This window comes from Bradyrhizobium sp. CCBAU 21365 (assembly GCF_015291305.1).
GTDB lineage: Bacteria > Pseudomonadota > Alphaproteobacteria > Rhizobiales > Xanthobacteraceae > Bradyrhizobium > Bradyrhizobium elkanii.
This window is the reverse complement of the sequence record NZ_CP030036.1, coordinates 9,181,505-9,208,014: the sequence shown is the minus strand read 5'-3', so window position 1 is coordinate 9,208,014 and position 26,510 is coordinate 9,181,505. Positions and strand designations below refer to the sequence as shown.

The 26,510-nt window shown below is 65.2% G+C and carries 25 protein-coding genes and 1 tRNA gene; 12 read left to right on the top strand and 14 right to left on the bottom strand.

Features of this window, described 5'->3' with window-relative positions:
- Positions 1-39 precede the first annotated feature (39 nt).
- The 7 genes from XI02_RS43605 to XI02_RS43575 form a co-directional block, all read right to left on the bottom strand.
- A complete protein-coding gene (locus XI02_RS43605) occupies positions 40-840 on the bottom strand; it encodes an enoyl-CoA hydratase/isomerase family protein (protein ID WP_018269159.1) in 801 nt (266 codons plus the stop codon).
- A 40-nt stretch (positions 841-880) separates the two neighbouring features.
- Positions 881-2,041, bottom strand: coding sequence for an acyl-CoA dehydrogenase family protein (locus XI02_RS43600; RefSeq protein ID WP_018269158.1), 1,161 nt, complete (start codon positions 2,039-2,041; stop codon positions 881-883).
- Between the two features lie 30 nt (positions 2,042-2,071).
- Positions 2,072-3,139 carry an acyl-CoA dehydrogenase family protein gene (locus tag XI02_RS43595; RefSeq protein ID WP_172646407.1) on the bottom strand — a complete coding sequence of 356 codons (1,068 nt, stop codon included), beginning with the start codon at positions 3,137-3,139 and terminating at the stop codon, positions 2,072-2,074.
- 230 nt (positions 3,140-3,369) lie between these two features.
- On the bottom strand, positions 3,370-4,221 hold the full coding sequence (locus XI02_RS43590; RefSeq protein WP_016842392.1) for an IclR family transcriptional regulator: 852 nt from the start codon (positions 4,219-4,221) through the stop codon (positions 3,370-3,372).
- Positions 4,222-4,223: 2 nt separating this feature from the next.
- A complete protein-coding gene (locus XI02_RS43585; protein WP_172646408.1) occupies positions 4,224-5,357 on the bottom strand; it encodes an NADH:flavin oxidoreductase/NADH oxidase in 1,134 nt (377 codons plus the stop codon).
- Positions 5,358-5,415: 58 nt separating this feature from the next.
- Entirely contained in the window at positions 5,416-6,630 is a 1,215-nt protein-coding gene (locus XI02_RS43580; RefSeq protein ID WP_172646409.1) for an ABC transporter substrate-binding protein, read from the bottom strand.
- 15 nt (positions 6,631-6,645) lie between these two features.
- Positions 6,646-8,442 carry an AMP-binding protein gene (locus tag XI02_RS43575; protein ID WP_244980893.1) on the bottom strand — a complete coding sequence of 599 codons (1,797 nt, stop codon included), beginning with the start codon at positions 8,440-8,442 and terminating at the stop codon, positions 6,646-6,648.
- A gap of 35 nt (positions 8,443-8,477) precedes the next feature.
- On the opposite strand from XI02_RS43575, the gene XI02_RS43570 reads away from it, so the two are divergent.
- Entirely contained in the window at positions 8,478-9,239 is a 762-nt protein-coding gene (locus tag XI02_RS43570; RefSeq protein ID WP_016842387.1) for an N-acyl homoserine lactonase family protein, read from the top strand.
- Between the two features lie 89 nt (positions 9,240-9,328).
- Positions 9,329-10,111, top strand: a complete 783-nt coding sequence (locus XI02_RS43565; RefSeq protein WP_069280560.1) for an SDR family NAD(P)-dependent oxidoreductase — start codon at positions 9,329-9,331, stop codon at positions 10,109-10,111.
- Positions 10,112-10,298: 187 nt separating this feature from the next.
- Here the strand turns inward: XI02_RS43565 and XI02_RS43560 are convergent, their stop codons facing one another.
- Both XI02_RS43560 and XI02_RS43555 read right to left on the bottom strand, forming a co-directional pair.
- Positions 10,299-10,577 carry a GlsB/YeaQ/YmgE family stress response membrane protein gene (locus tag XI02_RS43560; protein WP_016842385.1) on the bottom strand — a complete coding sequence of 93 codons (279 nt, stop codon included), beginning with the start codon at positions 10,575-10,577 and terminating at the stop codon, positions 10,299-10,301.
- Between the two features lie 36 nt (positions 10,578-10,613).
- Positions 10,614-11,210, bottom strand: a complete 597-nt coding sequence (locus tag XI02_RS43555; RefSeq protein ID WP_069280559.1) for a YidB family protein — start codon at positions 11,208-11,210, stop codon at positions 10,614-10,616.
- A gap of 148 nt (positions 11,211-11,358) precedes the next feature.
- Between XI02_RS43555 and XI02_RS43550 the strand changes: the two genes are divergently transcribed.
- From XI02_RS43550 to XI02_RS43540, 3 genes are read left to right on the top strand one after another with little or no spacing between them, the layout of a single operon-like run.
- Positions 11,359-12,381 (top strand): 2-dehydropantoate 2-reductase, encoded by a 1,023-nt coding sequence (locus XI02_RS43550; protein ID WP_172646410.1) that lies wholly within the window; start codon positions 11,359-11,361, stop codon positions 12,379-12,381.
- Between the two features lie 40 nt (positions 12,382-12,421).
- Positions 12,422-12,628 carry a hypothetical protein gene (locus XI02_RS43545; protein ID WP_172646411.1) on the top strand — a complete coding sequence of 69 codons (207 nt, stop codon included), beginning with the start codon at positions 12,422-12,424 and terminating at the stop codon, positions 12,626-12,628.
- A 22-nt stretch (positions 12,629-12,650) separates the two neighbouring features.
- Positions 12,651-13,073, top strand: coding sequence for a CAP domain-containing protein (locus XI02_RS43540; protein ID WP_172646412.1), 423 nt, complete (start codon positions 12,651-12,653; stop codon positions 13,071-13,073).
- Here the strand turns inward: XI02_RS43540 and XI02_RS43535 are convergent.
- The 3 genes from XI02_RS43535 to XI02_RS43525 form a co-directional block, all read right to left on the bottom strand.
- Positions 13,063-13,737 carry a hypothetical protein gene (locus tag XI02_RS43535; RefSeq protein WP_038378594.1) on the bottom strand — a complete coding sequence of 225 codons (675 nt, stop codon included), beginning with the start codon at positions 13,735-13,737 and terminating at the stop codon, positions 13,063-13,065. The two genes, XI02_RS43540 and XI02_RS43535, sit on opposite strands and share 11 nt — an antisense overlap.
- Positions 13,738-13,929: 192 nt before the next feature.
- Positions 13,930-15,027 carry a response regulator transcription factor gene (locus XI02_RS43530; RefSeq protein WP_069280470.1) on the bottom strand — a complete coding sequence of 366 codons (1,098 nt, stop codon included), beginning with the start codon at positions 15,025-15,027 and terminating at the stop codon, positions 13,930-13,932.
- A 200-nt stretch (positions 15,028-15,227) separates the two neighbouring features.
- Positions 15,228-15,878, bottom strand: a complete 651-nt coding sequence (locus tag XI02_RS43525; RefSeq protein ID WP_172646413.1) for a TetR/AcrR family transcriptional regulator — start codon at positions 15,876-15,878, stop codon at positions 15,228-15,230.
- Positions 15,879-15,962: 84 nt separating this feature from the next.
- On the opposite strand from XI02_RS43525, the gene XI02_RS43520 reads away from it, so the two are divergent.
- The 6 genes from XI02_RS43520 to XI02_RS43495 all read left to right on the top strand — a co-directional run bounded on the left by XI02_RS43520 (position 15,963) and on the right by XI02_RS43495 (position 22,982).
- Complete coding sequence (locus XI02_RS43520; protein WP_172646414.1) at positions 15,963-17,465, top strand: NAD(P)/FAD-dependent oxidoreductase; 1,503 nt, start codon at positions 15,963-15,965, stop codon at positions 17,463-17,465.
- Positions 17,466-17,584: 119 nt separating this feature from the next.
- A tRNA-Arg gene (locus XI02_RS43515) sits at positions 17,585-17,661 on the top strand.
- 158 nt (positions 17,662-17,819) lie between these two features.
- On the top strand, positions 17,820-19,247 hold the full coding sequence (locus XI02_RS43510) for a UbiA family prenyltransferase (RefSeq protein ID WP_172646415.1): 1,428 nt from the start codon (positions 17,820-17,822) through the stop codon (positions 19,245-19,247).
- 2 nt (positions 19,248-19,249) lie between these two features.
- Positions 19,250-20,635, top strand: a complete 1,386-nt coding sequence (locus XI02_RS43505; RefSeq protein WP_172646416.1) for an FAD-binding oxidoreductase — start codon at positions 19,250-19,252, stop codon at positions 20,633-20,635.
- Positions 20,635-21,381 (top strand): SDR family oxidoreductase, encoded by a 747-nt coding sequence (locus XI02_RS43500; RefSeq protein ID WP_172646417.1) that lies wholly within the window; start codon positions 20,635-20,637, stop codon positions 21,379-21,381. The genes XI02_RS43505 and XI02_RS43500 overlap by 1 nt, the downstream gene beginning before the upstream one ends.
- A complete protein-coding gene (locus tag XI02_RS43495) occupies positions 21,381-22,982 on the top strand; it encodes a hypothetical protein (protein ID WP_172646418.1) in 1,602 nt (533 codons plus the stop codon). The genes XI02_RS43500 and XI02_RS43495 overlap by 1 nt, the downstream gene beginning before the upstream one ends.
- A gap of 32 nt (positions 22,983-23,014) precedes the next feature.
- On the opposite strand, the gene XI02_RS43490 is transcribed toward XI02_RS43495, so the two are convergent.
- Entirely contained in the window at positions 23,015-24,265 is a 1,251-nt protein-coding gene (locus XI02_RS43490) for a glycosyltransferase family 87 protein (protein ID WP_172646419.1), read from the bottom strand.
- Positions 24,266-24,572: 307 nt separating this feature from the next.
- Here XI02_RS43490 and XI02_RS43485 point away from each other — a divergent pair, with 307 nt between their 5' ends.
- Positions 24,573-25,331, top strand: coding sequence for a lipopolysaccharide assembly protein LapB (locus tag XI02_RS43485; RefSeq protein ID WP_069280557.1), 759 nt, complete (start codon positions 24,573-24,575; stop codon positions 25,329-25,331).
- A gap of 385 nt (positions 25,332-25,716) precedes the next feature.
- On the opposite strand, the gene XI02_RS43480 is transcribed toward XI02_RS43485, so the two are convergent.
- A complete protein-coding gene (locus XI02_RS43480) occupies positions 25,717-26,430 on the bottom strand; it encodes a hypothetical protein (RefSeq protein WP_069280463.1) in 714 nt (237 codons plus the stop codon).
- Positions 26,431-26,510 lie beyond the last annotated feature (80 nt).

The following is a 26,510-nucleotide window of genomic DNA, read 5'->3' as shown; positions in this document are numbered from 1 at the left end:
TCGCCGGGACGACGTGTTGAGAGAGACGGGCGCGCAGCTTCACCGCCCCTTGAAATTCGCGACGCGGCGTTCGGCCGTCGCCTTGACGCCTTCCTTGAAGTCTTCGGTCGCGCGCAGCTTGGTCTGCTCGGCGAGCTCATGGTTGGTGGCGGCGAGCACGCGGTCGGCGAGGCCGGCGCGCATGGTGGCGCGGGTCGAGACCAGGCCGAGCGGCGAGCATTCGGCGATCTCCTGCGCGAGCTTCATGGCTTCGGCCCGCACCTGGTCCTGCGGCACCAGCACGTTGGCGAGGCCCCAGCGATAGGCTTCTTCGCCGGTGACACGGCGGCTGGTGTAGAACATCAGCTCGGCGTTGTTCTTGCCGATCAGCTCCGGCAGCGTCGTGGTCAGGCCGAAGCCCGGATGGAAGCCGAGCTTGGTGAAGTTGGCCGAGAAGCGCGCTTCGGGGCAGGCGACGCGGAAGTCGGCGGAGACGGCAAGGCCGAGGCCTCCGCCGATCGCGGCGCCATGGATCGCCGCGACGATCGGCTTCTTGTTGCGGAAGATCCGCACCGCCTGAACGTAGAGATGGTTGATCGGCAGGTTGGATGCCGGATCGCTCTTGGCGCGCTCTTCCTGCTCCTGGCGGGCCGGATCGCCGAAATTGGCGCCGGCGCAGAACGCCTTGCCTTGCGCCGCCAGCACCGAGGCGCGGATCTCGATATTGTTGTCGAACTCCTCCAGCGCGTCGGCGATCTGGTTGATCAGCGCGACGTCGAAGAAATTCAGCGGCGGCTTTCGGATTTCGATCAGGCCGACATGGCCGTGGGTTTCGACGCCGATATCAGTGTACTTGGTCATGATCTGTCCTCGTTGAATTAGCGAAGGCGAGCCCGCGCGGCTAGCGCAGACCAAGTCCGCGGGCGATGATGCCGCGCAGCACTTCCGTGGTGCCGCCCTGGATCGTCAGCTTGGGCGCGGTCTTGATGGCGAAATCGAGCTGCTTTTCCAGCGTCTCGCGGTTGGTCGCGGTCTCCTCGACGAAGGCGGCGAGATCGCGCACGCGATGCGGCAGCTGCTGCTCCCACACCGTGCCGATGTCCTTGACGATCGAGGCTTCGACCACCGGCTCCTTGCCGGCCTGCAGCATGCCCGCGACCGACACCGACATGCGGCGCATGGTGTGGACCTGCGCCACCAGGCGTCCGATGCCCTCGGCGCTGCGGGTGTCCGGGTTCTTGCCGACCGCGCGCACGAGCTCGGTGAGCACGTAGTAAGTCTCGAGGAAGCGCTCGGGGCCGGACCGCTCATAGGCGAGCTCCGACGTCGCCTGCTTCCAGGCGCCATCGACCTCGCCCAGCACGTGATCGTCGGGCACGAAGTAGTCGGTGAACACGACCTCGTTGAACTCGAACTGGCCGGTGATCTGGCCGATCGGATTCACCTGGATGCCCGGCTGCTTCATCTTGACCAGGAACTGGGTCAGGCCGTGGCGGCGGTTTTCCTTGGTCGGCGGCGAGGTGCGGAAGATCGCGATCATGTAGTCGGCGATGTGCGCCGACGAGGTCCAGATCTTGGTGCCGTTGATCAGATAGCCGCCGTCGGTCTTGGTCGCGCGGGTCTTCGCCGCGAACAGGTCGGAGCCCGAGTTCGGCTCGCTCATGCCGATGGCGAAGCAGACCTCGCCGCGGCAGATCCGCGGCAGGATATCCATCTTGATGTGCTCGGGGGCGTATTTCAGAAGCACCGGCCCGCTTTGGCGGTCGGCGACGAAGAAGCGCCGGGTCGGCGCGTTCGCCACTCGCATCTCCTCGGTGACGACATAGCGCTCGAGGAACGAGCGTTCCTGGCCGCCATATTTCTTCGGCCAGGTCATGCCGAGCCAGCCCTTGGCGCCGACGCGGCGGGAGAATTCCGGCGCGTCATTGTCCTCGCGGTTCGGCGCGTGGGGATCGAAGGTGCCGGCGGCGATTTCCTCGGCGAGGAAGGCGCGCACCTCCTTGCGGAGCTGCTCGCATTTTTCCGGCAGGCGGATCGGATCGAAACGAAGGGCTGCGGTCATGATGTCCAGTCCTGATCTTTTTGCCTGATCTCAGCGCGAAGCCACCAGCGGCCACAATTCATCGGCGCCGCGATTCGCGACGAGCTTGCCGAGCTCGACCGCCCAGTAGCTCTCCGAGCCGAAATCGTCGCGCCAGGCCAGCGCCCGCAGCGAATAGCGGTGCAGGATGTGCTCGATGGTGAAGCCGATCGCGCCATGCACCTGGTGCGCGATGCCGCTGCCCTTCTCCGCCGCCTCGGAGCAGCGGATCTTAGCCGCTGCGGCCTCCAGGAACACCGCATCGGTGTCCAGCGACTTGGCGCTGACGATCGTGTCGGCGGCCGAGGTCGCGGCAGCCAGTGCTGCGGCATTTTCGCCGGCGAGCCGGGCGAGGTTGTGCTGCACCGCCTGGAATTTCGAGATCTTCTTCTCGAAGGCGACGCGCTCGTTGGAATAGCGCACGGAGATGTCGAGCATCGCTTCAAGCGCGCCGGCGATCTGCAGGCTGCGCACCACGCCGCCCATCAGCATCAGCGTGGTCTGATCAAAACCCTTCGGCGCCGGCCTGGTCGTGACCGGCTGCACCTTGTCGAGCGTGACGGTGTCGTTGTGATCGCCGCCGAGCCCGATGCCGGATTCGATCCGGCACTTCGCGGCATCGACCAGCGCAATCGACACCCCGCCATTGCCAACAGCCAGCACCGCGAAATGCTTTGCGTCCTTGGCAAACGGCACGCCGCGGGCGCGGCCGGAGAGGCTGCCGTCGGCGTTGAGCGTGACGCGGTCCCTCGGGCTTGCCGGCAGCACGGTCATCTCGCCTTCCGGAGAGTTGATCTTGCCTTGCGTCAGCAACCAGCCGGCCAGCATTGTTTCGGCCAGCGGAACGGCAATCGCATGCCGTCCGGCGACGTTGAGCACGCTAAACCCTTCCGCAAGACTGGCGCCGGAACCGCCGAGATCGTCGGGCACCCAGGACAGCGGCAGGCCGGCTTCGGTCAGCGCCTGCCACAGCGGCGCCTTCCATGCGCCCTGCTTGTCGTGATTGATGGTTTGGGCATCCGCGAGATCGGCGAAAATCTTTTCCGCGGTCTCGGCGACGATGTTCTCACTCTCCGCCACAGCGTTCCTCGTGTTGATTGGCTCGGGCTGGCCGTTCGGCCATGCCCTGCTTGTGATGTTGTCTTGCGCTCAATGATGGGGAAAAGCCATAGCCGTGACAAGCGCTGCCCGCAGGGCCACTTGCGCGGATGGCATGAAGCCGGACGCTTTGCACGAATTCCGCATTGTGAACTTTCGATGGTCCCTGTTTGCATGCCACGCGCGGGAGCGGATCGGCCAGCGACATCTGTTCAGTCCGCCAGATGAAACTCGATCGCCTTCCGCATCAGGTCGGCGAACTCGGTCTCCTGGGTGACCAGCGCGTCGTTCAATCCTGCGACGCACAGCACCAGCGGTTCGTTCGATTCCGCAATCGGCGGCAGGTTCATGGCGACGGCGCCCGCGCCCGGCGTGACCAGGCCGAGCGAGAAGGCGTGCCCCTTGGCGCGGACCTTCTTCAGCTCCAGCAGCAGCGCCTTGATGTCGACCTGCCGGTCGGGCCGGGTCTCGTTGGCGTTGATCAGGCGCACCAGGCGGCGCACCTCCTTGTCCGGATAGGCCGACAGCAGCGCATACCCTGATGCGGATCGCGCCAGCGGCCGCAGCGTTCCGGCCTTGACATACAGCCGCATCGGCAGCTTGGCCTGAATGATATGGACATACTGCGCGCTGAGCCCGTTGCGCACCGCGAGCATGATGGTCTCTCCGGTCCGCGCAGAGAGCTCTTCCATCAAATTGACCAGGCGCCCTTTCGTGAACAGCGTCGGGCTCAGCCAGTGCCCCAGCATCGAGATCCGCGGCGTCGGGATATAGGTGCGGCGGCTGGTGTCATAGTGGAGATAGCCGAACGCCGTCATCGTTCGCATCAACGCCGAGGTGCTGGACTGCGGGAACTTGAGGGCGGCCGCGACTTCGATCGCGGAAGCGGCGCGCTGGTGCTCCTCGAAGAATTCGAGCACATCGAACACGCGCCGCGCCGACTTGACCGCATTGTCCATTTTCGGCAGGTCGCGCGAGGTGTCGCCGGGGAAATCGGGGCCGTCGAAAGTCCGCGCGCCGGCAGCCGCGCCGGCCTTCGCCAATTCTTTCTTCGCCACCGGCATCGCTATCGTCCCTGCTGCGCCACCCGCCGCTTCAGCCACCAGCCATATTGCTCGGGCCAGCTCGTCCACTCCGGATCGCATCCGAGCGCAAGTGCCGTCTGCGCGGGCCAGTTCGGATTCCACAGCAGTTCGCGGCCGAGCGCAATAAGCGTCGCCTTGCCGTCCCGCAAAATGGCTTCGGCGTAGTCCGGTTCGCGGATCAGCCCGACCGCCACCGTCGGCATGCCGACTTCCTTCTGGATGCGCTCGGCGAACGGCACCTGGAAGCCCGGTGTGCGCGACACCAGCGAATTGCCGCGCGGCAATTTCATGCCGCCCGACGAGCAGTCCACCATGTCGATCCCGATCGCCTTCAGCTCGGTCGCAAACGCGATAGAGTCCTCGATCGACCAGCCGATGTCGACGCCGTCGACCGACGAGATGCGGACGAAGGCCGGCAGATGGTCCGGCCATTCCTCGCGCATGATCGCCGCGATCCGCAGCGGCAGGCGCATGCGATTCTCGCGCGACCCGCCATAGTCGTCGTTGCGGTTGTTCGCCAGTGGCGACAGGAACGAGTGCATCAGATAGCCGTGCGCGCAATGCAGCTCGATGACGTCGTAACCGGCCGCCCTGGCACGGCGAAACGCCTGGCGATAGTCGTCGACCAAGGCGCCGATCTGCTCTGCGGTCATCATCTGCGGCGCCGGCCAACCGTCGTCGAAGGGAGTGCCGCTCGAGGCCGCGATCTGCCACGGGCCTTCGCTGCGCGCCTTGATGTCGGCCTCGCCGAGCGGATTGCCGCCTTCCCACGGTCGCTGGGAGGAGCCCTTGCGGCCGCCATGGGCGATCTGGATCGCGGCCTTGGCGTTGAAGCTGTGGATCAGCCCGGCGAGGGCGGCGTGGTCCGCGATGTGCGTATCGTCCCAGATGCCGAGGCAGCCATGGGTGATGCGCCCCTGGGTGTTCACCGAGCTCTGCTCGACGAACACGAGACCGGCGCCGCCGGCGGCGAGCTTGCCGATATGCGCGGTGTGCCAATCGGTGGCGCGCCCCTCCCGCGCCGAATAGGTCGCCATCGGCGAGACCATGATCCGGTTCTTCAGTTCGAGGTCGCGCAGTTGCAGCGGGGTAAAGAGCAGCGGCAGTTCGGTCATGCGATCTCCAGCCTTGCCTGTGGTTTCTTGCCTGTGGTGTGTGGATTCGTGCGCGCAATCATTTCTTCAGCAGCGGGCAGGCGCTCTCCTCGGGCGTCGCGAACGCCTCCTTGCCCGGGATCACCTGAACCAGCTTCTCGTAGTCCCAGGCGCCCTTCGATTCGGCCGGCGACTTCACCTGCACGAGATACATGTCGTGGATCAGCTGGCCGTCCGAGCGCAGGAATGCGTTGCGGGCGAAGAAATCGTCGATCGGCATGTCCTTCATCTGCGCGATCACCCTGGGGCCGTCGTCGGTGCCGGATTTCTCCACCGCCTTGAGATAGTTCATGACCGCGGAGTAGAGACCGGCCTGCACCATGGTCGGCCGCTTCTTGGTCCTGGCCATGAAGCGCGCGGCAAAGTCGCGGGTCTTGTCGTCGAGATCCCAATAGAAGGCGGTCGCCAGCTGCAGCCCCTGGGCGGCCTGCAAGCCGATTGCGTGGATGTCGCTGGTCTGCATCAGGAAGGCTGCGAGCTTTTGCGTGTGCGCCATCCCGAATTCCTGCGCCTGCCGGATCGAGTTGGCGAGGTCGCCGCCGGTGTTGGCAAACGCGATCACATCGGCCTTCGAGCTCTGGGCCTGCAGCAGATAGGACGAGAAATCCATGCTGTTGAGCGGATGCCGCACCTCGCCGGCGATGCTGCCGCCGACCTTCTCCACGGTCCTGGCCGCGTCGTTGCGCAGCGCATGGCCGAAGGCGTAGTCGACCGTGACGAAGTACCAGCTCTTGGCCCCCGATTTGGCCAGCGCCCGAACCGTGCTGTTGGCGAGCGCATAGGTATTGTAGGTCCACTGCACCGAATTCGCCGAACAGCCCTTGCCGGTCAGATCGGATGAGCCGGCCGACGACACCAGCATCGCCTTGTTCTTCTGCTTGGTGAGCTCGAGCACGGCGAAGGCGACCGCGGAATTGGCGAAATCGACGATGACGTCGACATTCTCCTGCTCGTACCAGCGCCGCGCGATGCCAGCGCCGATGTCCGCCTTGTTCTGATGGTCGGCATCGACCATCGCGATCGGCTTGCCCAGCACCTTGCCACCGAAATCCGCGATCGCCATCCGGACCGCTTCGACCGCGCCGGGGCCGGCAGCATCGGCGTAGAGGCCGGCCTGATCGGTCAGCACGCCGATCTTCACCGCGTCGTCGGAAATCTGCGCGTGGGATGGCGCGGCGAAGGCGACTGAAAGGATTGCAGCGCTCGCGGCGACCCATCCGTATCTCGATATCATTGTCCTTGGTTTCCTCTAGTTCGATTGCCTTATGGCGTTGGTCTTGTCTTGCCGCAGGTCGATCATGCCCGGATGCGACTGCGGATCCCTGTCCGCGCCGAGCAGCACGTGCTTCTGGATCTTGTTGGTCGAGGTCAGCGGCAGCTCGGCCACGAAGGCGATCCACGCCGGCAGCTTGAACGCCGCCAGGCGTTCGCGGCAGAAGCGAAAGATGTCTTGCGCGAGCTCGCGTGAAGCATCGGTGTCGTCGTTGCTCACGATGAAGGCCGCAACTTCCTCGTCGCGGATCGGATCGCGCGCGGCGACGACCGCCGCCTGCTTGACCAGAGGCGACGTCGTCAGCACGGCCTCGACCTCCGCCGCCGAGATGTTTTCGCCGGCGCGCCGGACCAGGTGCTTTAGCCGGTCGACGAACACGAAGGCGCCGTCGGCGTGCTGCCAGGCGCTGTCGCCGGTGTGAAACCAGCCGCCGCGCCAGGCCTGCTCGGTGGCCTCGGGGTCCTTCAGATAGCCGGAGAAGAAGCCGCGCCGCGGCGTCGCTTCCGAATGGCGCACGCAGAGCTCACCGACTGCGCCTGCCGGCAGCGCATTGCCGTCGGCATCGAGGATCGTCATTTCGAGCCCCGGCACGCTGCGGCCGATCGTGTTGGTCTCGAGATGGCGCGGCTCGACCGTGTTGAACGGACTGCGTCCGGTCTCCGTCATGCCCCAGCCTTCGACGAAGGGGATGCCGAAGCGCTCGCCGGCCCGCGCGCGCTGCTCGGGATTGGCGCCGACGCCCATCGAGAAGCGCAGCGCATGGGCTTTCTCGTCCGGCGTCTCCGGCTGCGCCAGCAGGGCCGCGACGATCACGCCGAGATAATGCAGCACGGTTGCCCGGCACGCGACGATGTCGCGCCAGGCATGTTTCGCGTTGAAGCGTTCCGGCAGGATCAGGCAGCCGCCGGTCAGCATCATCGCGATCGGGGTCAGGGTCAGGCCGGCCATGTGGAACAGCGGCAGCGGGCTGTAGAGGCGCTCCGTTCCGGCATGATACGTGGCCTCGCCGCCGTGGCTGACGTACCAGCGGCCGGTCGAGACCACGTATTCATTGGTCAGGATGCATCCCTTCGGACGCGCCGTCGTGCCTGATGTGTAGAGCAGCGCAGCCTCGGTCGCGCTTCCCGGCTCGCCGGCGCGTGGTGGTGGCCTCCGGGCGTGCGGGACTTTCTCGACGCTGGCGCCGAGATCGTCGCCGGAGACGATGAGCATCGGAACGTCGCCGGTCAGCGCCCTCTGCAATTCCTTCTGATCGGCCAGCGTGACGATCAGGTCGGGTTCGGCATGCGTGATCAGGTACGCGATTTCCGCCGCGCGATAGGCCGGGTTGATCGGAACGATCGAGACGCCGATGCCGTTGAGCGCCAGCCAATGCACGATGAAATCGGGCCGGTTCTCCAGCAGCAGGCAGGCGCGGTGTCCGTGGCCGAAGCCTGCTGCGCGGTACAGATCGCGCAATGCGCAGACCTGCCGCGCGATGGCGCCATAGGACATTTCGACGCCATCGGGAAAGTATGCGCGGTCGGGACGCGCGGGAATGCAGAGAAAGGGTTTGAACGCTGCCGCATCGGATGTCGCAGCAAACGTGCTGAACACGGTGTACATCGTGGCGAAACTTCCCTTTGACGGCCGCTGATCGATGTCAACGATGCAGATCCGAAGGAGCCCGGGTGCTTCGTTGAGCGCATTTGTCATGCGATCGCGACATTGCGCGGAAGCTATAAGGACGAATAATATGCTGTCAAATCCATTATGAGTTTCCATAAAACTCATATGTAGTTTGAAGTCGAAATCGGAGGTAACGAGAGATGAAGATGCACATGTTGTCGGGCGGCCGTCTCCAGATGTCGAAGCGGACCTATCTGCCTGACGCGGCGCGCGGCGAGATGATCGAGCTTCCGGTGTCCTGCGTGCTGTTGCGGCACACGCAAGGCAATGTGCTGTTCGATACCGGATGCCATCCCGATGTCGCGACCGATCCTGAAGGACGGCTCGGCACGCTGGCCAAATACATGCGCCCGATCATGCCGGCGGATGATCATGTGCTGACGAGCCTGAAGGCCGTTGGCCTCGGCGCCGACGACATCGACGTGGTGATCTGCTCCCACCTGCACACCGACCATTGCGGCTGCAACGCCTTCTTCAAGAAGGCGACGATCTTCGTCCACGCACTCGAGGTCGAGGCCGCGAATGCCGATAACGCGTTTGATCGCGGATACATCAAGGCGGATTGGGATCATCCGCTGAAGATGGAGATCTTCGATAAGCAGGTGGATGTGTTCGGCGACGGCAAGCTCACGCTGGTCCCGCTGCCCGGCCACTCGAAGGGAACGACCGGCGCGCTGGTCAAGCTCGACAACAGCGGCGAATTCCTGCTCGCCTCCGACGCACTCAGTGTGCGCGCCAATCTCGACCAGCGGACTTCACCGAGGAACAGCCTCGATGTCGACCAGTTTCTGAAGTCGCTCGACGAGATCGCCAGGCTCGAGGCGTCCGGCGTCAAGATCATCTGCGGCCATGACGAGGCGCAGTGGGCCAGCCTGCAAAAGGGGCCGAACGCGTATACGTGAGGGTTGGCGCGGTTTGCAGATGCTGTCTCACGCGATATGGTGTGCCGCCGCCGGAGTTCATCTGGCTCACAACAACAAGGAAAATGCAGATGTCCAAGGATGGTTTGTGCGCGATCGTGACGGGATCGGCATCGGGACTCGGCGCCGCCACCGCGCAAATCCTCGCCACGCAGGGCGCGCGCCTCATCATCAACTATTCCAACAGCAAGGCGGAAGCCGAAGCGACCGCGGAAGCCTGCCGCAAGCAAGGCGCCGAGGTGCTGGTGGTGCAGGGCGACGTCTCGCGCGATGAGGACTGCAGGAAGATCGCGGCCGCCGCGCAGGGCTGGGGCCGCCTCGACGTGCTCGTCAACAATGCGGGCACCACCAAGCACGTCCCGCATCACGATCTCGACGGCCTGACCGCGGAGGATTTCCAGCGCATCTATGCCGTCAACACCATCGGCCCGTTCCAGATGGTTCGTGCCGCGCGCGCGCTGCTCGAGGCCGGCGCGAAGGCATCCAGCCGTCCCTCGGCGGTGGTCAACGTCTCCTCGGTCGCCGGCATTTCCGGCGGTGGTTCGTCGGTCGCCTATGCCGCGAGCAAGGGCGCGCTCAACACCATGACGCAGTCGCTGGCGCGCGCGCTGGCGCCGTTGATCCGCGTCAACACGGTGTGTCCGGGCTATATCGATACGCCCTGGTTCACCAAGGGCCGCGGCGAGGCAGGCGCCAAGCAGGTACGCGATGCCGTGGTCGCGCGGGTGCCGCTGAAGGTCGCCTCCACGGCCGAAGACATCGCCAATCTGGTCTGCTTCCTGGCAAGCCCGGCGTCGAGCAACATGACCGGCGAGTTCGTCCGCATGGATGCCGGCATGCATCTGATTCAGTGACGGAGCGCCGTTGCACAGATGAAAAATGCCCGGGCCTGGCCCGGGCATTTTGATTTTGAACCGGTCGTTGCCCCGTCATTCCGGAGCGATGCGTTGGCATCGAACCTCAGGTGCGCAATTGCGCACCGGGGAATCTCGAGATCCCGGATTCGATGCTTCGCATCGCTCCGGGATGACGCCTACGGCGTCACCTGTTTCCGATATCCGGGATCACGCGCGCCGCGACCAGCCGGTTCCAGATGAACAGCACCACCAGCGCGCCGACTGTGGCGGTGATGAAGCCGGCGCCTTGCTCGGGACCGTAATGGCCGATCGCCTGGCCGATGAAGGTCGCGAGGAACGCGCCGGCGATGCCGAGCACGGTGGTGAGAATGAAGCCGCTCGGATTATTCGGCCCCGGCGACAGGAACCGCGCGATGATCCCCGCGACAAAGCCGACGATGATGACCCAGATGATGCCGCCCATGACTGTCGTCCTCCTCAGATGGAATCAACGTTGCCGTCAGAGCCTGCGGTGCAGTTCGTCGCCGCTCGGCAGCCGTCCGTCCGGCGTCAGATGATTGATCGCGTCGGGCAGGTACTGGCTCAAGCCCTGCAGCAGCTCGTCGCGCGACATGCCGCTCTGCGATGCCAGCGAGTTGATCTGGTCGGCGCCGAGCGCGCTGGCGAGATCGCCGGGCGCGATCTGCTTGTTGGGACCATTGCTGACCCAGGAATTGGCCGCATCGCCCTGACCCTTGTCCTGCAACTGCTTGAGCAGGTCGCTGAGACCGCCGCTGAGCACGGTGCCGGCTGCGCCGCCGGCGAGCAGGCCACCAAGGCCGCCCTTCAGCAGATCGCCGAGCCCGCCGCCACCGGGCAGGCCTGCGGTGACGTTGCCGGGAGGAAGCGGCGGCGCCTGCGCCGGCTTCGGCTCGGGGGCGCTCGTCTCCGCCTGGCCGCCGGAGAAATGCTTGACCGCCTTCCATGCGAGCAGCGCGAGGATCGCCATCGTCATCGGCGACATTCCGCCGCCGCTCGAACTGTCCGATGATGTGCTTGGCCCGCTCGGACCGCGGGGGCCGTTCTGCATGCCGTTGAGTACGTCGAGTAAACCCATGATCGTCTCCTGCCGCAACCGTGCCCCGAGCGGGAAACATAGCTTCCGCCCATGACGGTTACAAGGCGGGCCACCCGGCCTGCGGTGCGTCGAAATAGGCAGGCAACCCAAGGTCTGCTATCGAGCCAATGATGGATGGACGTTGCAGATGAACAAGGACCGGCCGATCGGCATTGCGGGCGCCGGAAGCATCGGCTGCTTCGTCGGCGGCATGCTCGCGGCCGCGGGGCGCCGAGTCGCGCTGCTGGCGCGGCCGCGGCTGATCCAGGAGATCGCAGGCAACGGCTTGCGGGTCAGCAGCTTTGACGGCTCCGAGCGGACGGTATCCGCGGACCGGCTGATTGTGTCCGACGATCCGTCGATCTTGTCCGACGTTGAAATCGTGCTGGTGACGGTGAAGAGTGCCGATACCGCCGCGATGGCCGATGTGATCGCGCGCCACGCGCCTGGCGATGCCGCGGTGATCAGCCTGCAGAACGGCGTCGGCAATGTGCCACTGCTGCGCGACCGTCTGCCGGGCCGCAAGGTGCTCGGCGGCATGGTGCCGTTCAACGTGGTCGCGCTCGGCGACGGCCGCTTCCATCGCTCGACCTCCGGCGACATCGTGATCGCGCAGGATGACGCGGGCACCGCGGCGCGGCTGTCGGTGCCCGGCCTTGCGATCAAGGCGACCTCCAATATCGATGGCGTGCAGTGGGGCAAGCTGATCGTCAATCTCAACAATGCGCTCAATGCGCTGTCCAATATTCCGCTGCGGCAACAGCTCGCGCAGCGCGGCTGGCGACGACTGCTTGCCGATCAGATGGCCGAGGGTCTGGCCGCGGTGCGCGCCGAAGGCATTGCGCCGGTGTCGCCGACGCCGCTGCCGTCGAGCTGGATGCCGCCCTTGCTGCGGCTGCCCGATGCGCTGTTCGACATGCTGCTCGGCCGCACCATGAAGATCGATCCCGAGGCGCGCTCCTCGATGTGGGAGGATCTGCAGCGCGGCCGCCGCACCGAGATCGACTATCTGCAGGGCGTGATCACCGCGATCGCGGATCGCCGTGGGCTCGCGGTGCCATTGTCGCGCCGCGTCATCGCGCTGATCCGGAACGCGGAGGCCGACGGCAAGGGATCGCCGGGGCTGACGCCCGAACAGATCCGCGATGGCAGCGACCATGAACGCCGATGATCGTCTGCCACGTCGATCGAACAACAGAGGAGGTGACATCATGAAACGGTCCAGCATCATGCTGCTCACGCTTGTTGCGCTCGTGGCCGGCCCGGTCCGTGCGGCGCCGCCGACCGTGACACCGTCGCCTGGCTATGATGCGCGCTTGCAGGAGCAGCGCGCGGCGGCCGCGGCAGCGAGCCGAGCGGCCGCGCCTGCGCGCAAATCGGTCGCACCCCGACACTACAAGCGCTCCCGCGCGCACTGATCCATGACAGAGACGACTTCAGATGAAGCTGCTGTTCCTCGCGCTCACCTTCGTGTTTGGCTTCACCACGGCCGCAGGCGCCGACGACTATGCCGGCTCGATCAGTGCCTACCGGCGCGCCAACCGCATGCCCGCGGTGAAGCTCGACGCGAAGCTGAACGCGATGGCGCTGAAGCAGGCGCAGGCGATGTCGGCGACCGGATCGGTCAGCCACTCCGCGGGCGGCAGCTTCTTCACGCGCATCGCGCCGCTCAAGAAACAGCGCGCCGCCGAAAATATCGGCGCCGGCTTCATCGCCTTCGTCGAGATGCTGAAGCAGTGGGAGAATTCGCCGGGCCATCGCGAGAACCTGTTGATGCCGGGCGCGAAGCGCGTCGGCGTCGCCTTCGTCGACAATCCGAAGTCGCCGTACCGGAGGTTCTGGGCGATGGTGATTACCGATTGACGTCGGTTCGCTTCGCAACCTTGGTCGGTGGCGGCGGTGTCGGCGTGAACAGCTTCTTCAGGCCGTCCAATCCCTCGGAAAGCCGCGGCCATTCGCAGGAGAACGTACCCTTCACGCAGTTGCTTGCCCGCGGCCGCGGCTCGGGAAGAGGGACGGCAGCGCCCCGCGGCTTGACCGGCCTTGCGGCGGGGACGGGGACTTTCGCAGTCTCACTGCGCACCGGCTCATTGTGCAATGATGCCTGCTGGATCTGCGGCGGCGCCGGCTGTGTTTCCTGACGCTCGAGTTGCTTCGCATTGAATGCCGCGACGATACGCGAGCGGCGCTGCTGCTCGAGATAGCCGGTGTATTCCTGGTCGATCTTCTTCTGCTCGTCCGGCGTCGGATTGGGACCGGCGATGTCGAAGCTGCGGTCCTGCATGAAGTCGTAATAAGTGTAGCCGCCGCCGGGCTTGCGGCGGCCGGCGAACTTGGCGTTGCAATCGGCGAGTTGCGCGGTCTTGTCTTCCCTGGTCTTCGCCTTCTCGGCGAGGTCGGCGCAGTCCTCGAAGTCCTTCGGCCCGCCGCGCCACCATTGCGCGTGCGCGCTCATCGGCGCCAGCACGCAAGCGACGGCGTAAACGGCAACAGCCAACGTCGATGATCGTGACGGCATCACGGACATTGAGACCAAACCCGAACGACACAGAGTGAGCAGATTGTCGCCATTTTAGTGACACTTGTCACCCGGGAACCCGACGATTTTCCTGACCTGTGGAATGTTGCCTCATCTGATGGAACATAGCCTTTCCGATTGGAATAATTGAAGAATTCCCATCGTAGGGGGCGGAGATCAGAACAATTCGCCTTGAATCGTTCACTTCACCCTGTGCAGCAAAGCGACCAGTTCCGCCTGCCGGTGCGTGCCGGTCTTCTGGAAGATCGTCTTGAGCTGATTGCGCGCAGTGGCAAGGGCGACGCCGGCCTCCTGCGCGGCCGCTTCGACCGAATCGCCGCGCGCAAGCCGCGTGGCGAGACGCGCCTGTGCCGGCGTCAGCTCGAACGTCGCCGCCAGCAGCGCCTGATCGAACGCCGCGCTGCCTTCGAGATCGCGGATCAACAGGATCGCGCGCGCGCCCAGGAACGGCGAGCGCGCGGCCGGCGGCACCTGCTGGATCTGGATCACGATCGGCCGCTTGTCGATCCTGCGCACCACGATCGGCGACGACGGTAATGGGTGCAGGTCCGAGCTGTGGGCCAGCTGATCGATCAGCCTGGTCAGATCGGCATTGGCCTGCCGGTCGAGCAGGGTGAGGCGATTGTTGCGGATCGCAAGGTCGTGGCCGAGGCAGCTCTCCGCCTGGCTGTTCATGCCGATGACGGTGCCGAAGCGGCCGACGGCAATCGCGGCGACCTGGATCAGATCGAGCGCGCTGGTGATGCCCGAGAGCGCGGAGCGGCCGACGACGGCGGACAGCGTCGCGGCTTCCGTGAGCGGCGCCGACACCCTTCGCAGCGCCTTGATCTCGTCGGCGTCGAACAGGCCTTCCCTGGGTGAGCGCTGGATCGTCAGCGCCCACAATGCCGGGCCGGAGTGGAAGCCGACGGCCGCGAACCATTTCAGTCCGAACTCGCCAAGCGTGGCGTAGAGCGGATCGCGCAGCATCTCGGCTTCGGACTCGAACAGATCCGCATCGGTGATGACATCGACGCCGGCGTGCATCAGCGGCACGCCGCGGGCGGCGCGGATGTCGGTGAGATGAAGATTGTGCGGGAAGTAGGTCTTGGTGAAATACTCGGTGATCGAGTCCGTGCGCGGAATGTCCTCGGTGCGGATATCGCTCTGAAGCATCGCAGCGCCGGTCGCGCCGACGGCGGCGCAAACCTCGTCCATGAAGGACGGCCAGGTCGAGGGATCGAGAACCACATCGCCGAGGCGCGCGGTCACATCGTCAAGCCTGCGCAGATCGACCAAAATTCAGCTCCGCCGATGCAAACAACGTTGTTTTGTCAGGCGAAACAGGCTGCACCTCGTTGCGCCCGGTACCGTGCATAAAAAAACCGAGGGGCCCGATATGCAAGTTAAATCAGCGACAGGCTAGGGGCCGGGTCCGCGAGTGCTGGCGAAACATGATCGAAAATCGGCGGGTCCCGCTGGCCGGTGCGATCCGGCCGCTACGATAAGTGACCATCCTCACGGTGGTCGGCTTCGGTCAGCGCCACGCGGCAGAAGCTGGCGGCGATCGCGACGACCTCCTCGACGGCCTGCGGGTATTGCTTCGACACCCAGCGCCGCGCGATCGAGATGACGGCGCCGACCATGCCGACCGAGAGCAGCGAGGCGGCCGCGCCCTTGTCGCTGCGCTTCGGATCGAGCGCCGGCGGCACAAGGATGTCGCTGAACACGCGCAGGGCGTCGAGCTTCACGGCATCGACCGCCGGACTGATGCCGGAAATTTCCAGCAGAAAGACCCGGGCGGGCTTCGGGTGCTGCTTCAGCCGCGTGAAATAGAGCGTCAGCGCCGCGCGCAGCCTCATCTCGGCATCGTCGCCTGCGGCTGCGGCGGCAGCGGTCATTTCCTCGTGCAGGTGGCCGACGACATGGCCGTAGGCGGCGATCAGCAAAGCCTCGCTGTTGGCAAAGGACTCGTAGAAATAGCGCTCGGTCAGCTCGGCCGCCTCGCAGATCGCCTTCACGGTGGCGCCGCGATAGCCGACCTCGCCATAGATCTCGATCGCCGCATCGATCAGCTTGAGCCGCCGCTCGGTGCGGCGTTCCTCGGCGTCCATACCGCCATAGAGGCGGGCTTTCCGGCTGCTTGCCATGAAAGTGTATTGACACGAGGCATTGTCAGATGTCAAGTTATCTGACAATATCTATTGTCAATACTGCCACGGGAGGGTCAGGGCGTGTCCGTTCATTTCGACGTGTTGATCGTGGGCGCGGGACTGTCGGGCATCGGCGCCGGCTATCATTTGCAGGCCAACTGCCCGGACCGCAGCTACGCCATCCTCGAAGGCCGCGATTGCATCGGCGGCACCTGGGACCTGTTCCGCTATCCCGGCATCCGTTCCGACTCCGACATGTACACGCTCGGCTATTCGTTCCGGCCGTGGACCGAGCCGAAGGCGATCGCCGACGGCCCCTCGATCCTGAACTATGTGCGCGAGACCGCGCGCGTCTACGGCATCGACAGGAACATCCGCTTCAACCACCGCGTCGTGCGCGCCGACTGGTCGTCCGCCGACTCGCAATGGATGGTCGAGGTCGAGCGCGGGCCGGAGAAGACGATCGAGCGCTTCACCTGCAACTTCCTGTTCATGTGCAGCGGCTACTACAAATATGAGCACGGCTACACGCCCGACTTCCCCGGCATCGCCGATTTCGCCGGGCGCGCCGTCCATCCGCAGAAATGGACCGACGACATCGACTATGCCGGCAAGAAGGTGGTGGTGATCGGCAGTGGCGCGACCGCGGTGACGCTGGTGCCAGAAATGGCCAAGACCGCCGCCCATGTCACGATGCTGCAGCGTTCGCCGACCTATGTCGTGGCGCGTCCGGACGAGGACAAGGTCGCCAACTGGCTGCGCGCGCGGCTGCCCGCCAAGCTCGCCTACGGCCTCACGCGCTGGAAGAACGTGCTGTTCGGCATGTATTTCTACCGGCTCTGCAAGCGCGATCCGGAGCGCGTGAAGAAGCTGATCCTCGGCGGCGTGCGCCACGCGCTCGGCCCCGACTACGATGTCGCCACCCATTTCACGCCGCGCTACAATCCGTGGGACCAGCGGCTTTGCCTGGTGCCGAACGGCGATCTGTTCCAATCGCTGCGCAACGGCAGATCGTCCGTCGTCACCGACCAGATCGAGACCTTCACGCCGGGCGGCATCAAGCTCAAGAGCGGCAATGTGCTCGACGCCGACATCGTGGTGACCGCGACCGGCCTCGACCTGCAGGTGCTCGGCGGACTCGAGATCAATGTCGACGGCGCGCGCGTCGATCTGTCGAAGACCATGAACTACAAGGGGCTGATGTATAGCGGCGTGCCGAACCTCGCCGCCGCCTTCGGCTACACCAATGCGTCATGGACGCTGAAATGCGACCTGACCTGCGAATATGTCTGCCGCATGCTCAATCACATGAAGGCGAACGGTTACGCGCAAGTCACGCCGCGGCGGAACGATCCGACAGTGACCGAACTGCCCTGGGTGGATTTCTCCTCGGGCTATATCCAGCGTGCCGCCGCCAAGTTCCCCAAGCAGGGCTCGCGCCGGCCGTGGCGGCTCTACCAGAATTATGCACTCGATATCATGACGCTGCGCTTCGGCTCGCTGAAGGATGAAGCCATCGAGTTTCTGCCGGCACGTCGGGCGCGCGCGGATGGCGCCTCGAATCCGGCCCGGCAGGTGGCGTAACGCGCGACGCGCCAAACGCCATGCAACTTCGCGCGCGCCCGATGTGGCGCGGGCTGGCGATCACCCGGCAGCTCTGCTATGGAATGGCGACGCCCGCATGCCTGCGCTGCGGGCGGTGCGGTCCCGTAGCTCAGCCGGATAGAGCGACGGTTTCCTAAACCGTAGGTCGGAAGTTCGAGTCTTCCCGGGATCGCCATTTTTCGCTCGCCGTGCGCTGTCGGCGAGGCTTTTCAACACGCATTTCGGCGCCATTTGCCCGGCATTCGCTCCCCCCAAGTTCACCCGAGATCAAGTTCACCCCAAATTAGGGAAAGTCCGGGACAATGGGGAGGGGGGCACCGGAAGACCGCGCGTATGCGAGCTAGCGTTCCAGAACGGGTTGAGCAGGGGGGCGGCGATGCCGTTCGCGAGCCGCTGCGTTCAAAGGCCCGGCCGCTCGTCGTCGATGTCGACGAGGTCATGGTGCGGGGAAGCTCCGTCCCGGCCGATCTCGCATCCGACTTGATCCGCCGCCTTCGCGCGTTCGCCGTGGCGATCACGGCTTTCTTTGGACCGCAAGCGCAATCGACCCATGGTGATCCATCGGGGTTCGATCCATCCCGGGCGCAATTCGACCGCGACGCGGTGAGGTTCCTGCTGCAGGTGCTGGGCGAAGGCCGCCCGGTCTACCTTTGCTCGGAAACCCATCCCGAGCCATTCGTCAGCGCGGTCGCTCAGCACCTTGGCGTCTTCACGGCCTGGGCCGCCGCGCCGGGACGCCAATTGCCGGCGGCACGGCGCGAAGAGTTACCGCCCGTGCTTCGCCAGGGTTTTGACTATATCGGCAGCGCGGCGGTCGCGTTGCCCGATTCCGCATCGCGCCTCGCGCGCCCCGCTCGATCCGAGCCGTCCGCGCCCGCGCAGGTCGGCATGCGCGTCAATATGCGCAGCTGGCTGAAGCTGTTCAGGGTGCATCAATACGCCAAGAACGCCCTGGTGCTGGTGCCGCTGCTGACCGCGCACAAATTCGCATTGGGATCGGCGGTGACGTCGCTGCTTGCGGTGATCGCATTCTCGCTCTGCGCGTCGGGCGCCTACATCCTGAACGACCTTCTCGACGTCGAGGCCGACCGCGCGCATCCGACCAAGCGTGGCCGCCCGATCGCAAGCGGCGCCATCCCGGCATCGCGGGCCGTCGGCGCGATGGCCCTGGCGCTGGTCGCCGCATTTGCGATCGCAATGTCGATATCGATCGAGTTCGGCGGCGTCCTGCTCGGCTATTTCGCGCTGACCACCTCCTATTCGTTCTGGCTCAAGCGCATCGCGACCGTCGACGTCGTCGTGCTCGCCACGCTTTACACCGTCCGCGTGATCGGCGGCGCCGTCGCGATCAGCGTGCCGATGTCGGAATGGCTGCTTGCGTTCTCGCTGTTCATCTTCATGTCGCTGGCGCTGGTGAAGCGCTATATCGAGCTCGCCGGCCAGCCGGACGGCGCCGTGCTGGCGGCGCGCGGCTACCAGGTCGGGGACAAATCGATGATCGCGATCCTCGCCGCCGCGTCAGGCTTCAACGCCGTCGTGATCTTCACGCTCTACATCTCGTCCGATACGGTGCGCGCGCTTTACAGCCATCCGCAACTGCTCTGGGTCGGTTGCCCGATCTTGATGTACTGGATCGGCCGCGTGATGCTGTTCGCGCAGCGCGGATTGATCGACGACGATCCGGTCATCTTTGCGCTGAGGGATCGCGTCAGCTGGGTCGCGCTCGGCGCGATCGGCGCCATCATGCTCGCCGCCATCTAGCGATGCCCGCGGCTGCGTTACCAGCACCTGTGCCATCGGCCTCCAATCCGGGCGGGATTGGCCTGTCCGGCTGGGGCAACTATCCCAGGGCGTCGTCCGAACTGCTGGCGCCGCAGACGCCCGCGGGCGCGCGGGACCACCTGCTTGCGCGGTCCGGCGTGGTCGCGCGCGGGGCCGGGCGGGCCTATGGCGATGCCGCGATCGGAACGCAATCCACGATTTCGTCGCGCGGCCTGAACCGGATGCGGAGCTTCGATGCCGCAACCGCGCGATTGACGGTCGAAGCCGGCGTGACCATCGCGGACATCCTTGCCGTTTTCGAGCCGCGCGGCTTCTTCCTCAAGGTCGTGCCCGGCACAAAATTCGTGACGGTCGGCGGCGCGATCGCGGCCGACGTTCACGGCAAGAACCATCATCGCGATGGCGGTTTCGGCACCATCGTCGATTCGTTCCGCCTCGCGCTGGCGGGCGGCGAGATCGTCACCTGCTCGCGTTCGGAAAACGCCGCGCTGTTCGCGGCGACGCTGGGAGGCATGGGCCTGACGGGCATGATCCTCGATGCGACGCTGCGGCTGCTGCCGATCGAGACTGCGTGGCTGCGGCAGGACACCCGCGTCGCAAGCAATCTCGACGCGGCGATCGATCAGCTGGATAGCCGCGCATCGAGCACCTATTCGGTGGCCTGGATCGACTGCCTGGCGCGCGGCGCGGCGCTCGGACGGTCGCTGGTCTATCTGGCCGAGCACGCCACGCGCCGCGACAAGGATATGCTGGGGCCCGACCTCGAGACGTTTCCCAGGCTTCGCACGTCGCGGCTCGCGGTCCCGGAGCTGTTTCCGGGATGGCTGCTCAATCGCGCATCGATGCGGGTGTTCAACGAGCTGTACTTCCGCCGCGGCGCCGCGCATCCGGGCCAGCCGCGGCTGGTCCATTGGGACCCGTATTTCTTTCCGCTCGATGCGGTCGCCGACTGGAACAGGATCTACGGCCGGCGTGGCTTCGTGCAATATCAATGCGTGATCCCGCTCGACCGCGCGCGCCGCGTTCTCGCCGAAATTCTCGATCGCGTGTCGCGGCGCGGCGATGCGTCGTTTCTCGCGGTGCTCAAGCAGCTTGGCGAAGGCAGCGGGCCGATGTCGTTTCCGCTCCGCGGCTATACGTTGACGATGGACTTTCCGGTCAGCGACGCGCTGTTCGGGTTTCTTGACCAGCTCGACGCGCTGGTGGTCGATGCCGGCGGCCGGCTCTATCTCGCCAAGGACGCGCGGCAGTCCCGCGCGACATTCGAATCCGGATATCCCGGCCTTGCGGCCTTCCGGGACATTCGCCAGCAGACCGGGGCGAGCAACCGCCTCGTGTCCCATCTTTCAGCACGGCTTGGAATTTGATGACCGGCACAAAATCAATTCTGGTGATTGGCGGCAGCTCGGACATCGGGCACGCGACCGCGCTGCGCTATGCGAGCGAGGGATGGCGCGTGATGCTCGCCGCCCGCGATATCGAGGCGGCACAGCGCAATGCGGACGACATCAAGACACGAAGCGGTACCGAAACCTCGGTTGTCGCGCTCGACGTGCTGCAGACAGGGCAGCTTGCCGGCTTCGTCGCCGGCCTTTCCGCACTTCCTGACACCGTCGTATGCGTCGTCGGAGAGCTCGGCGATCAACCGCGCGCCGAGACTGATCCCGAGCTTGCGACGAGGATCATTCGCACCAATTTCGAGGCGCCCAGCCTGCTGCTCGAACTGTTCGCGCAAGCCTTCGCGACGCGCGGCTCGGGCACCATCGTCGGCGTGAGCTCGGTTGCCGGCGATCGCGGGCGGGCCTCGAACTATTACTACGGCGCGGCCAAGGCCGGCTTCTCGCAATTCCTGTCCGGCTTGCGCAACCGCCTGGCGCTTGCGGGCAAGGTCCGCGTCGTCACCGTCAAGCCGGGATTCGTGCGGACCAGGATGACGGCGCATATGAAGCTGCCGGCTCCCCTGACGGTGCAGCCGGATCGGGTCGCGGAGGATATCTTCCGGGCCGATGTGACGAGTCCGCGTGACGTGATCTATGTGGCCCGCCGCTTCCGGCTGGTGATGGCGATCATCTGCGCGCTGCCGGAGACGATTTTCAAACGGATGCGCATCTGATGCCTGGCGTCGCCGCCAACCACGCGTCGTTCCCGCGATCCGGTGCGATCCGGCAGAGCGTCCCGCTTGTGACGGCATTGCTGTGGCTCGTGCTGTTCGCGGCGACGCTGATCTTCAGCGTCATGCTCTGCGACGGCCGGCTGATCTTCACCCTCGACGATTCCTACATTCACCTTGCCGTCGCCGATCACATCCGGTCCGGCGGCTATGGCGTCAATGCGTCCGAGGTCTCGTCGCCAAGCTCGTCGATCATCTGGCCATATCTGCTGGCCGTGACCGAGACGCTGCATCTTGGCGCATTCGGTCCGCTCCTGATCAATGCCGCGGCCGCGACCGCGACCGTCGTGGCTTTCCTGCGCATTCTTGAATCGGCTGAACTGCTCGATCCTGGCCGAGAGAAGCCGCTGCTGTTTTTCGTCGCGCTGCTCGCCATTTTTTCGTCAAGCGCGATCGCCCTGCCGATGACCGGCATGGAGCACAGTCTTCACGTTTGGGCCACGGTCGCGACTTTCGGCGGCCTGACCGAAGCCGCGCGCGGACGGTCGCCGACCGCCATGCATTTCGCGGCGCTGGTGCTGCTGCCGCTGATTCGCTTCGAGGGAATCGCGTTTGCCGTCGCGGCGATGATGGGGTTTGCTCTGCTCGGCCAGCGCCGTTTTGCCGCCGCGGCCGCCGCCGTGACGCTCTGCGCGTTCGCCGCGTACTTCGCGCGAATGGCCTCGCTCGGTCTGCCGCTTTTGCCGAGCTCGGTATTGCTCAAATCGCGCATCGCCGAATCCGGCTATGAAGGAAGCGGCGTGTTCGCCTCCGTCCTCCGCAATCTCGGCGACAGCTTCGCCGATCCTGCCGGCTTCAGGCTGATGCTGCTCGGCCTCGCGCTTGCCGGCGCGATGGCGCTGCTGCGCTCCGACCGAAGCACGCTGATCGTCTGTGCGACGGTGCTCGCCGCGATCGCTGCGCATCTCGGCTTTGGCCAATATGGCTGGTTCTACCGGTATGAAGTTTACATCGTTGCGCTTGCGGTGCTGGCGTTGCTCTACGCGGTTGCACGCGCGAGAGCGCTCTTGAGCGTCCCGCAATGGACTGCTGCCGCGCTCGCCGGCGTCGGGCTAGCCGGTTTTGCCAGCGTGGGCTATGTCAGCGCCGCCCTGGAGACGCCGTTTGCCTCGCGCGGCGTCTACGAGCAGCATTATCAGCTGGGCCGCTTCGCCCAGCAGTTCTACCGGCGGCCGGTTGCCGTGAACGATCTTGGGCTCGTTGCCTGGGGAAATCCGAACTTTGTCCTGGATCTGTGGGGGCTCGGTTCGGAGCGCGTGCGCAAGGCGAAGCGCGCCGGCCGCTACGGCCCGGCCGAGATGGCCGCGCTCGCCGACGAGTATCATGTCGGCGTCACCATGATCTACGACAGCTGGTTTGCGCAGGGCGTGCCGGCGAGTTGGAGGAAGGTCGCGATCCTGCACACGATTCCGGTGACCGGCGCACGGGGTGACGTAACCTTCTACGTCACGCCCGCCGCGGAGCCGAAGCTCGTCGCCGGCGCCCTGAAGGCCTTCGCGTCGACCCTGCCGGCGCGCGATCGCCTCGAAATGATGGCGCCGTAAGCGCGCGATCGCGGGGATGTCGCGCCGGGTGCTCAAATCCTCGCGAGCGGCGCCTGCGCCGGAACGGAGGCGGCGCTTGACCCGCGCAGCAGCAGGATTCCGACGATCAGCGTGATCAGCGCGGCGATCCCGAAGCCTCCGATCGAAAGCACGTCGACCCAATGGGCGTCGGTGCGGGGCGTGTTGTTATGGACCGTGTGCATGTAGCCGAAGGCTCCGATCGGTATCGGCGCGGCATAGATGACCGCTCGTTCCCACTCGCGCGCCTTGGCCTGAAGCGCCGGCAGCAGCAGCGCCATTCCGACACTGAAGATCAGGAAATCATAATCATACGCATAGGGGCTGATGCAGACCGATACGATCGCGGTCAGGCCGAGGCTCTCGCGCGCAGGCATCTTGCGGTAGGCCGCGACCAGCACCACGCCGAGCGCAAGGACGGCGACGACGCCCTGGCCGACAAACGCTGCCGATGCGGAGAACCCCGTGGTTCGCAACGCGGCATAGGCCGAGACCATTCGATACAGCGGATAATAGGCTTCCCGCAGGAATACCGACGAATCATGCACGCTCTGCAGCATCACGGTCCAGATCTGCATGCCGAACAGCATTGTGCAGATCGCCGAGCTGATCAGCACGACGGCGCCCGCCGTCATCACGACGATCCAGGAGCGCCGCAGGATGGCATAGAGTGCGAAGGCAACGGCGAAATGCGGCTTGATGATCATGAGACCAAGGGCCACGCCCGCGAGCATCGGTCGCTCTTCGTAGTACAGGCACACCAGTCCGATCAGTGCGGCGGTAAGGAAGCTGTTCTGACCGCATGCCAGCGTGACCCCGATCGTCGGAAAGAAAACGATGAGCACGAGCACGAACCGGTTTCCGGCAATGCGCCGCAGCACGGCGAGGTAGAGAGCCAGCGTCGAGGCCATGAACAACAGATAGGCCATTCCGAACGGGACCAGCGCGAACGGAGCCAGCAGCAGGTTGAATTGCGGCGGATAGGTCCATGGCATGAAGCCGTCGTGCCCGCCCGACGCCTGCTTCTCGATGATGGCGAGCTTCGCGAATTGATAGGCCTGGTCGAGGTCGCCGAGCCACACCAGCTTTGCGGTAATGTAGAAGGCGGCAAAGTCGACCAGTTCGCGGCCGCGTCCCAGCCCCAGCTGGGAGAACCACACAACCTTGAACAGGAGGGCGGCGACCAGCATCACGAGGATTCCGCGCGTGTAATTGGTGCGCTTCGAGTCCGTCGACTGAATGGTTTCGAGCGTTGTTGCGAGCATCAAGCCGGGCCCTGTTATGGCAACCCAAGCTAGATTGAATAGGTTAAGCAGTCGAAAAATTGCAGGGCGAGGGCGGTTGGTCCCTGTCGCCTGAGAGCCGCAGGGATGCATGAAATCGGACGGTGGGGGCGGAACCGGACGGTATCTCGGTGTCCGGATGCGACTTTCGCTGGACGCTCCGTCGGAGGCAGTGATAACGGCTGACAAGACCCATCTCACGACGGACCGCATGCCGAAACCGCCGCCTCCTTCCAATCGCGGGCCCAGCCCATCTCCGGTCCTGCAACGCGCCGTGGTCGCATTGCAGATGGGACAGGTCGTCGAAGCCGAGCGGCTGGCGGCAGAGGTCTTGAAGGCAAACCGGACCGATGTCGGCGCGGCCTCGATCCTGGCACGGGCGCTGATGATCCAGAACCGCAACGAGGAGGCGATCGCGCCGCTCGAGCGAGCCGTGCGTCGCGTCGAGGATCCCGGCCTCGAGACCCTGCTCGGCGCAGCGCTTGGCGGCGCCGGTCGCGGCAGCGAGGCGATCGATGTGCTGCGGCGAACCACCGCGCGGCGGCCGCCTTACCTGCCGGCATTCCAGGCGCTGGCAGGGCAATTGCACTCGGCCGGTCGCATCGACGAGGCGGTTGCCGTCATCGAGAGCGCGCTTGCTCTCGCGCCCGGGAGCCTCGAGTTTCAGCTCCTGCTGGCGCAGCTGCTGCCCCAGCGCAATGAGCGCGGCCGGGCGCGCGAGATTCTGGAGAAGCTGCGCATTGCGGCGCCGGGACATCCGGATGTTCTGGCCGCGCTCGCGCGTGTGCTGCTGCTCGATGGCGAATATGCTGCCGCAGCGGATCTCTACCGCCAGGTGATGGCGCAGCGCCCCGACGACCCCTTGATGCGTCTCAGCTTCTCCGCCAGTCTTCTGGAAATGGGCGACCGCGCCGCCGGCGAGGCCAATCTGCGCCTGGCGTTGCGCGGCCGGCCGCAAATGATCGGCCGCACGACCGCCGCGCTGATCATGTCATCGCACGGCCGCTTCTTCTTCCGTCGCAGCGCCTTTGCGGAATTCCTGAGCTAGCGTTTTCGGACACCCGGTTCGCGCCAGGAAAACGCGTCAAAACTACAGTCTAGAGCTTCCAGCCGCTGGGGCACGGAATTCCAGGATGGGCCGGCTTTCCCTGAGTCCTGAAAGGGGCGGAACGAAGAGCAAAGCTCGGACAGATCATGTCGCGAGAATGCGGATGTGTGACTCACAGATCGTGCAACACACTCATCGTCGTCCCGGCGAAGGCCGGGACCCATAACCACAAATGCTGCTTGTTGCGCGACGTTGGAACGACGGGTCCTGTTCACAACACCCGCTGCGGCGTCTGGGTCCCGGCTTTCGCCGGGACGACGCGTGAAGAGAGACTTGCCCCACCAAGCCCCGTCATCGCCCCGCAGCGCAGCTTCGCGCGCCCGCTCTACGTCCGGAATTGGCGCCGATAGAGTCCGGACTCGCGGGCCATCCTGTTGGTCAGTTCCTGGGCGCGCGATGTTTCATCCGGCGTCATCGCCGCGGTCTGCGCGACCCAGTTTTCGCGCTTCACGGGGAAGCACTGCGCAACCGGCGTGCCCTTGGGCAACACGCCGTTGAAACTGGTGTCGTGCCAGCGTGCCGGGAAATGAACCCAGCTGTCGTGAAACAGATCGCAATCGACCATGCCGGTCAGCGTGGTGAACGGCAGGTCGAACCGGTTGACCGGATGTGTGAAGAACAGCGAGTAGCCCGGCGGCGCCTCGATGGTCCACAGATTGATGAACTTGATGACGAAGCGGTCGGGCTCGAACAGCGGCGAGCCGACCACCTGGCTTTCGTCGTGGAATCCGACCGGCGAGCGCGGGAATTCGAGCGCGCCGCCGGCCGGAAGGTCATTGTCCCAGGTGATCGCGCCATTCTCGACCTTGAGATCGCAGACCAGCGGCAACAGGAAACCCGATGTCATCGCATCGACGAATGGCGGGCAGCGCTTGACGGTATCCTCGTCGCGATTGCTCATCGTATTGAAGGCCTGCGTCGGCATCGCCTTGAGCCATCCGGGAAGACCCAACGACGCCGGCACCGGCGGCGGAATCTTGCCCTCGAGCTCCGCCGGGCAGCGGAATTTGATGGTGATCGCTTCGTTGTTGTTGGACACGGCTTTTTGGCCCTTGGTTCGTTCAGTGTCGGCGGCGCCCTTGCGCCAGTCGATGCTCGTCTAGCACGCGACGACGGGGC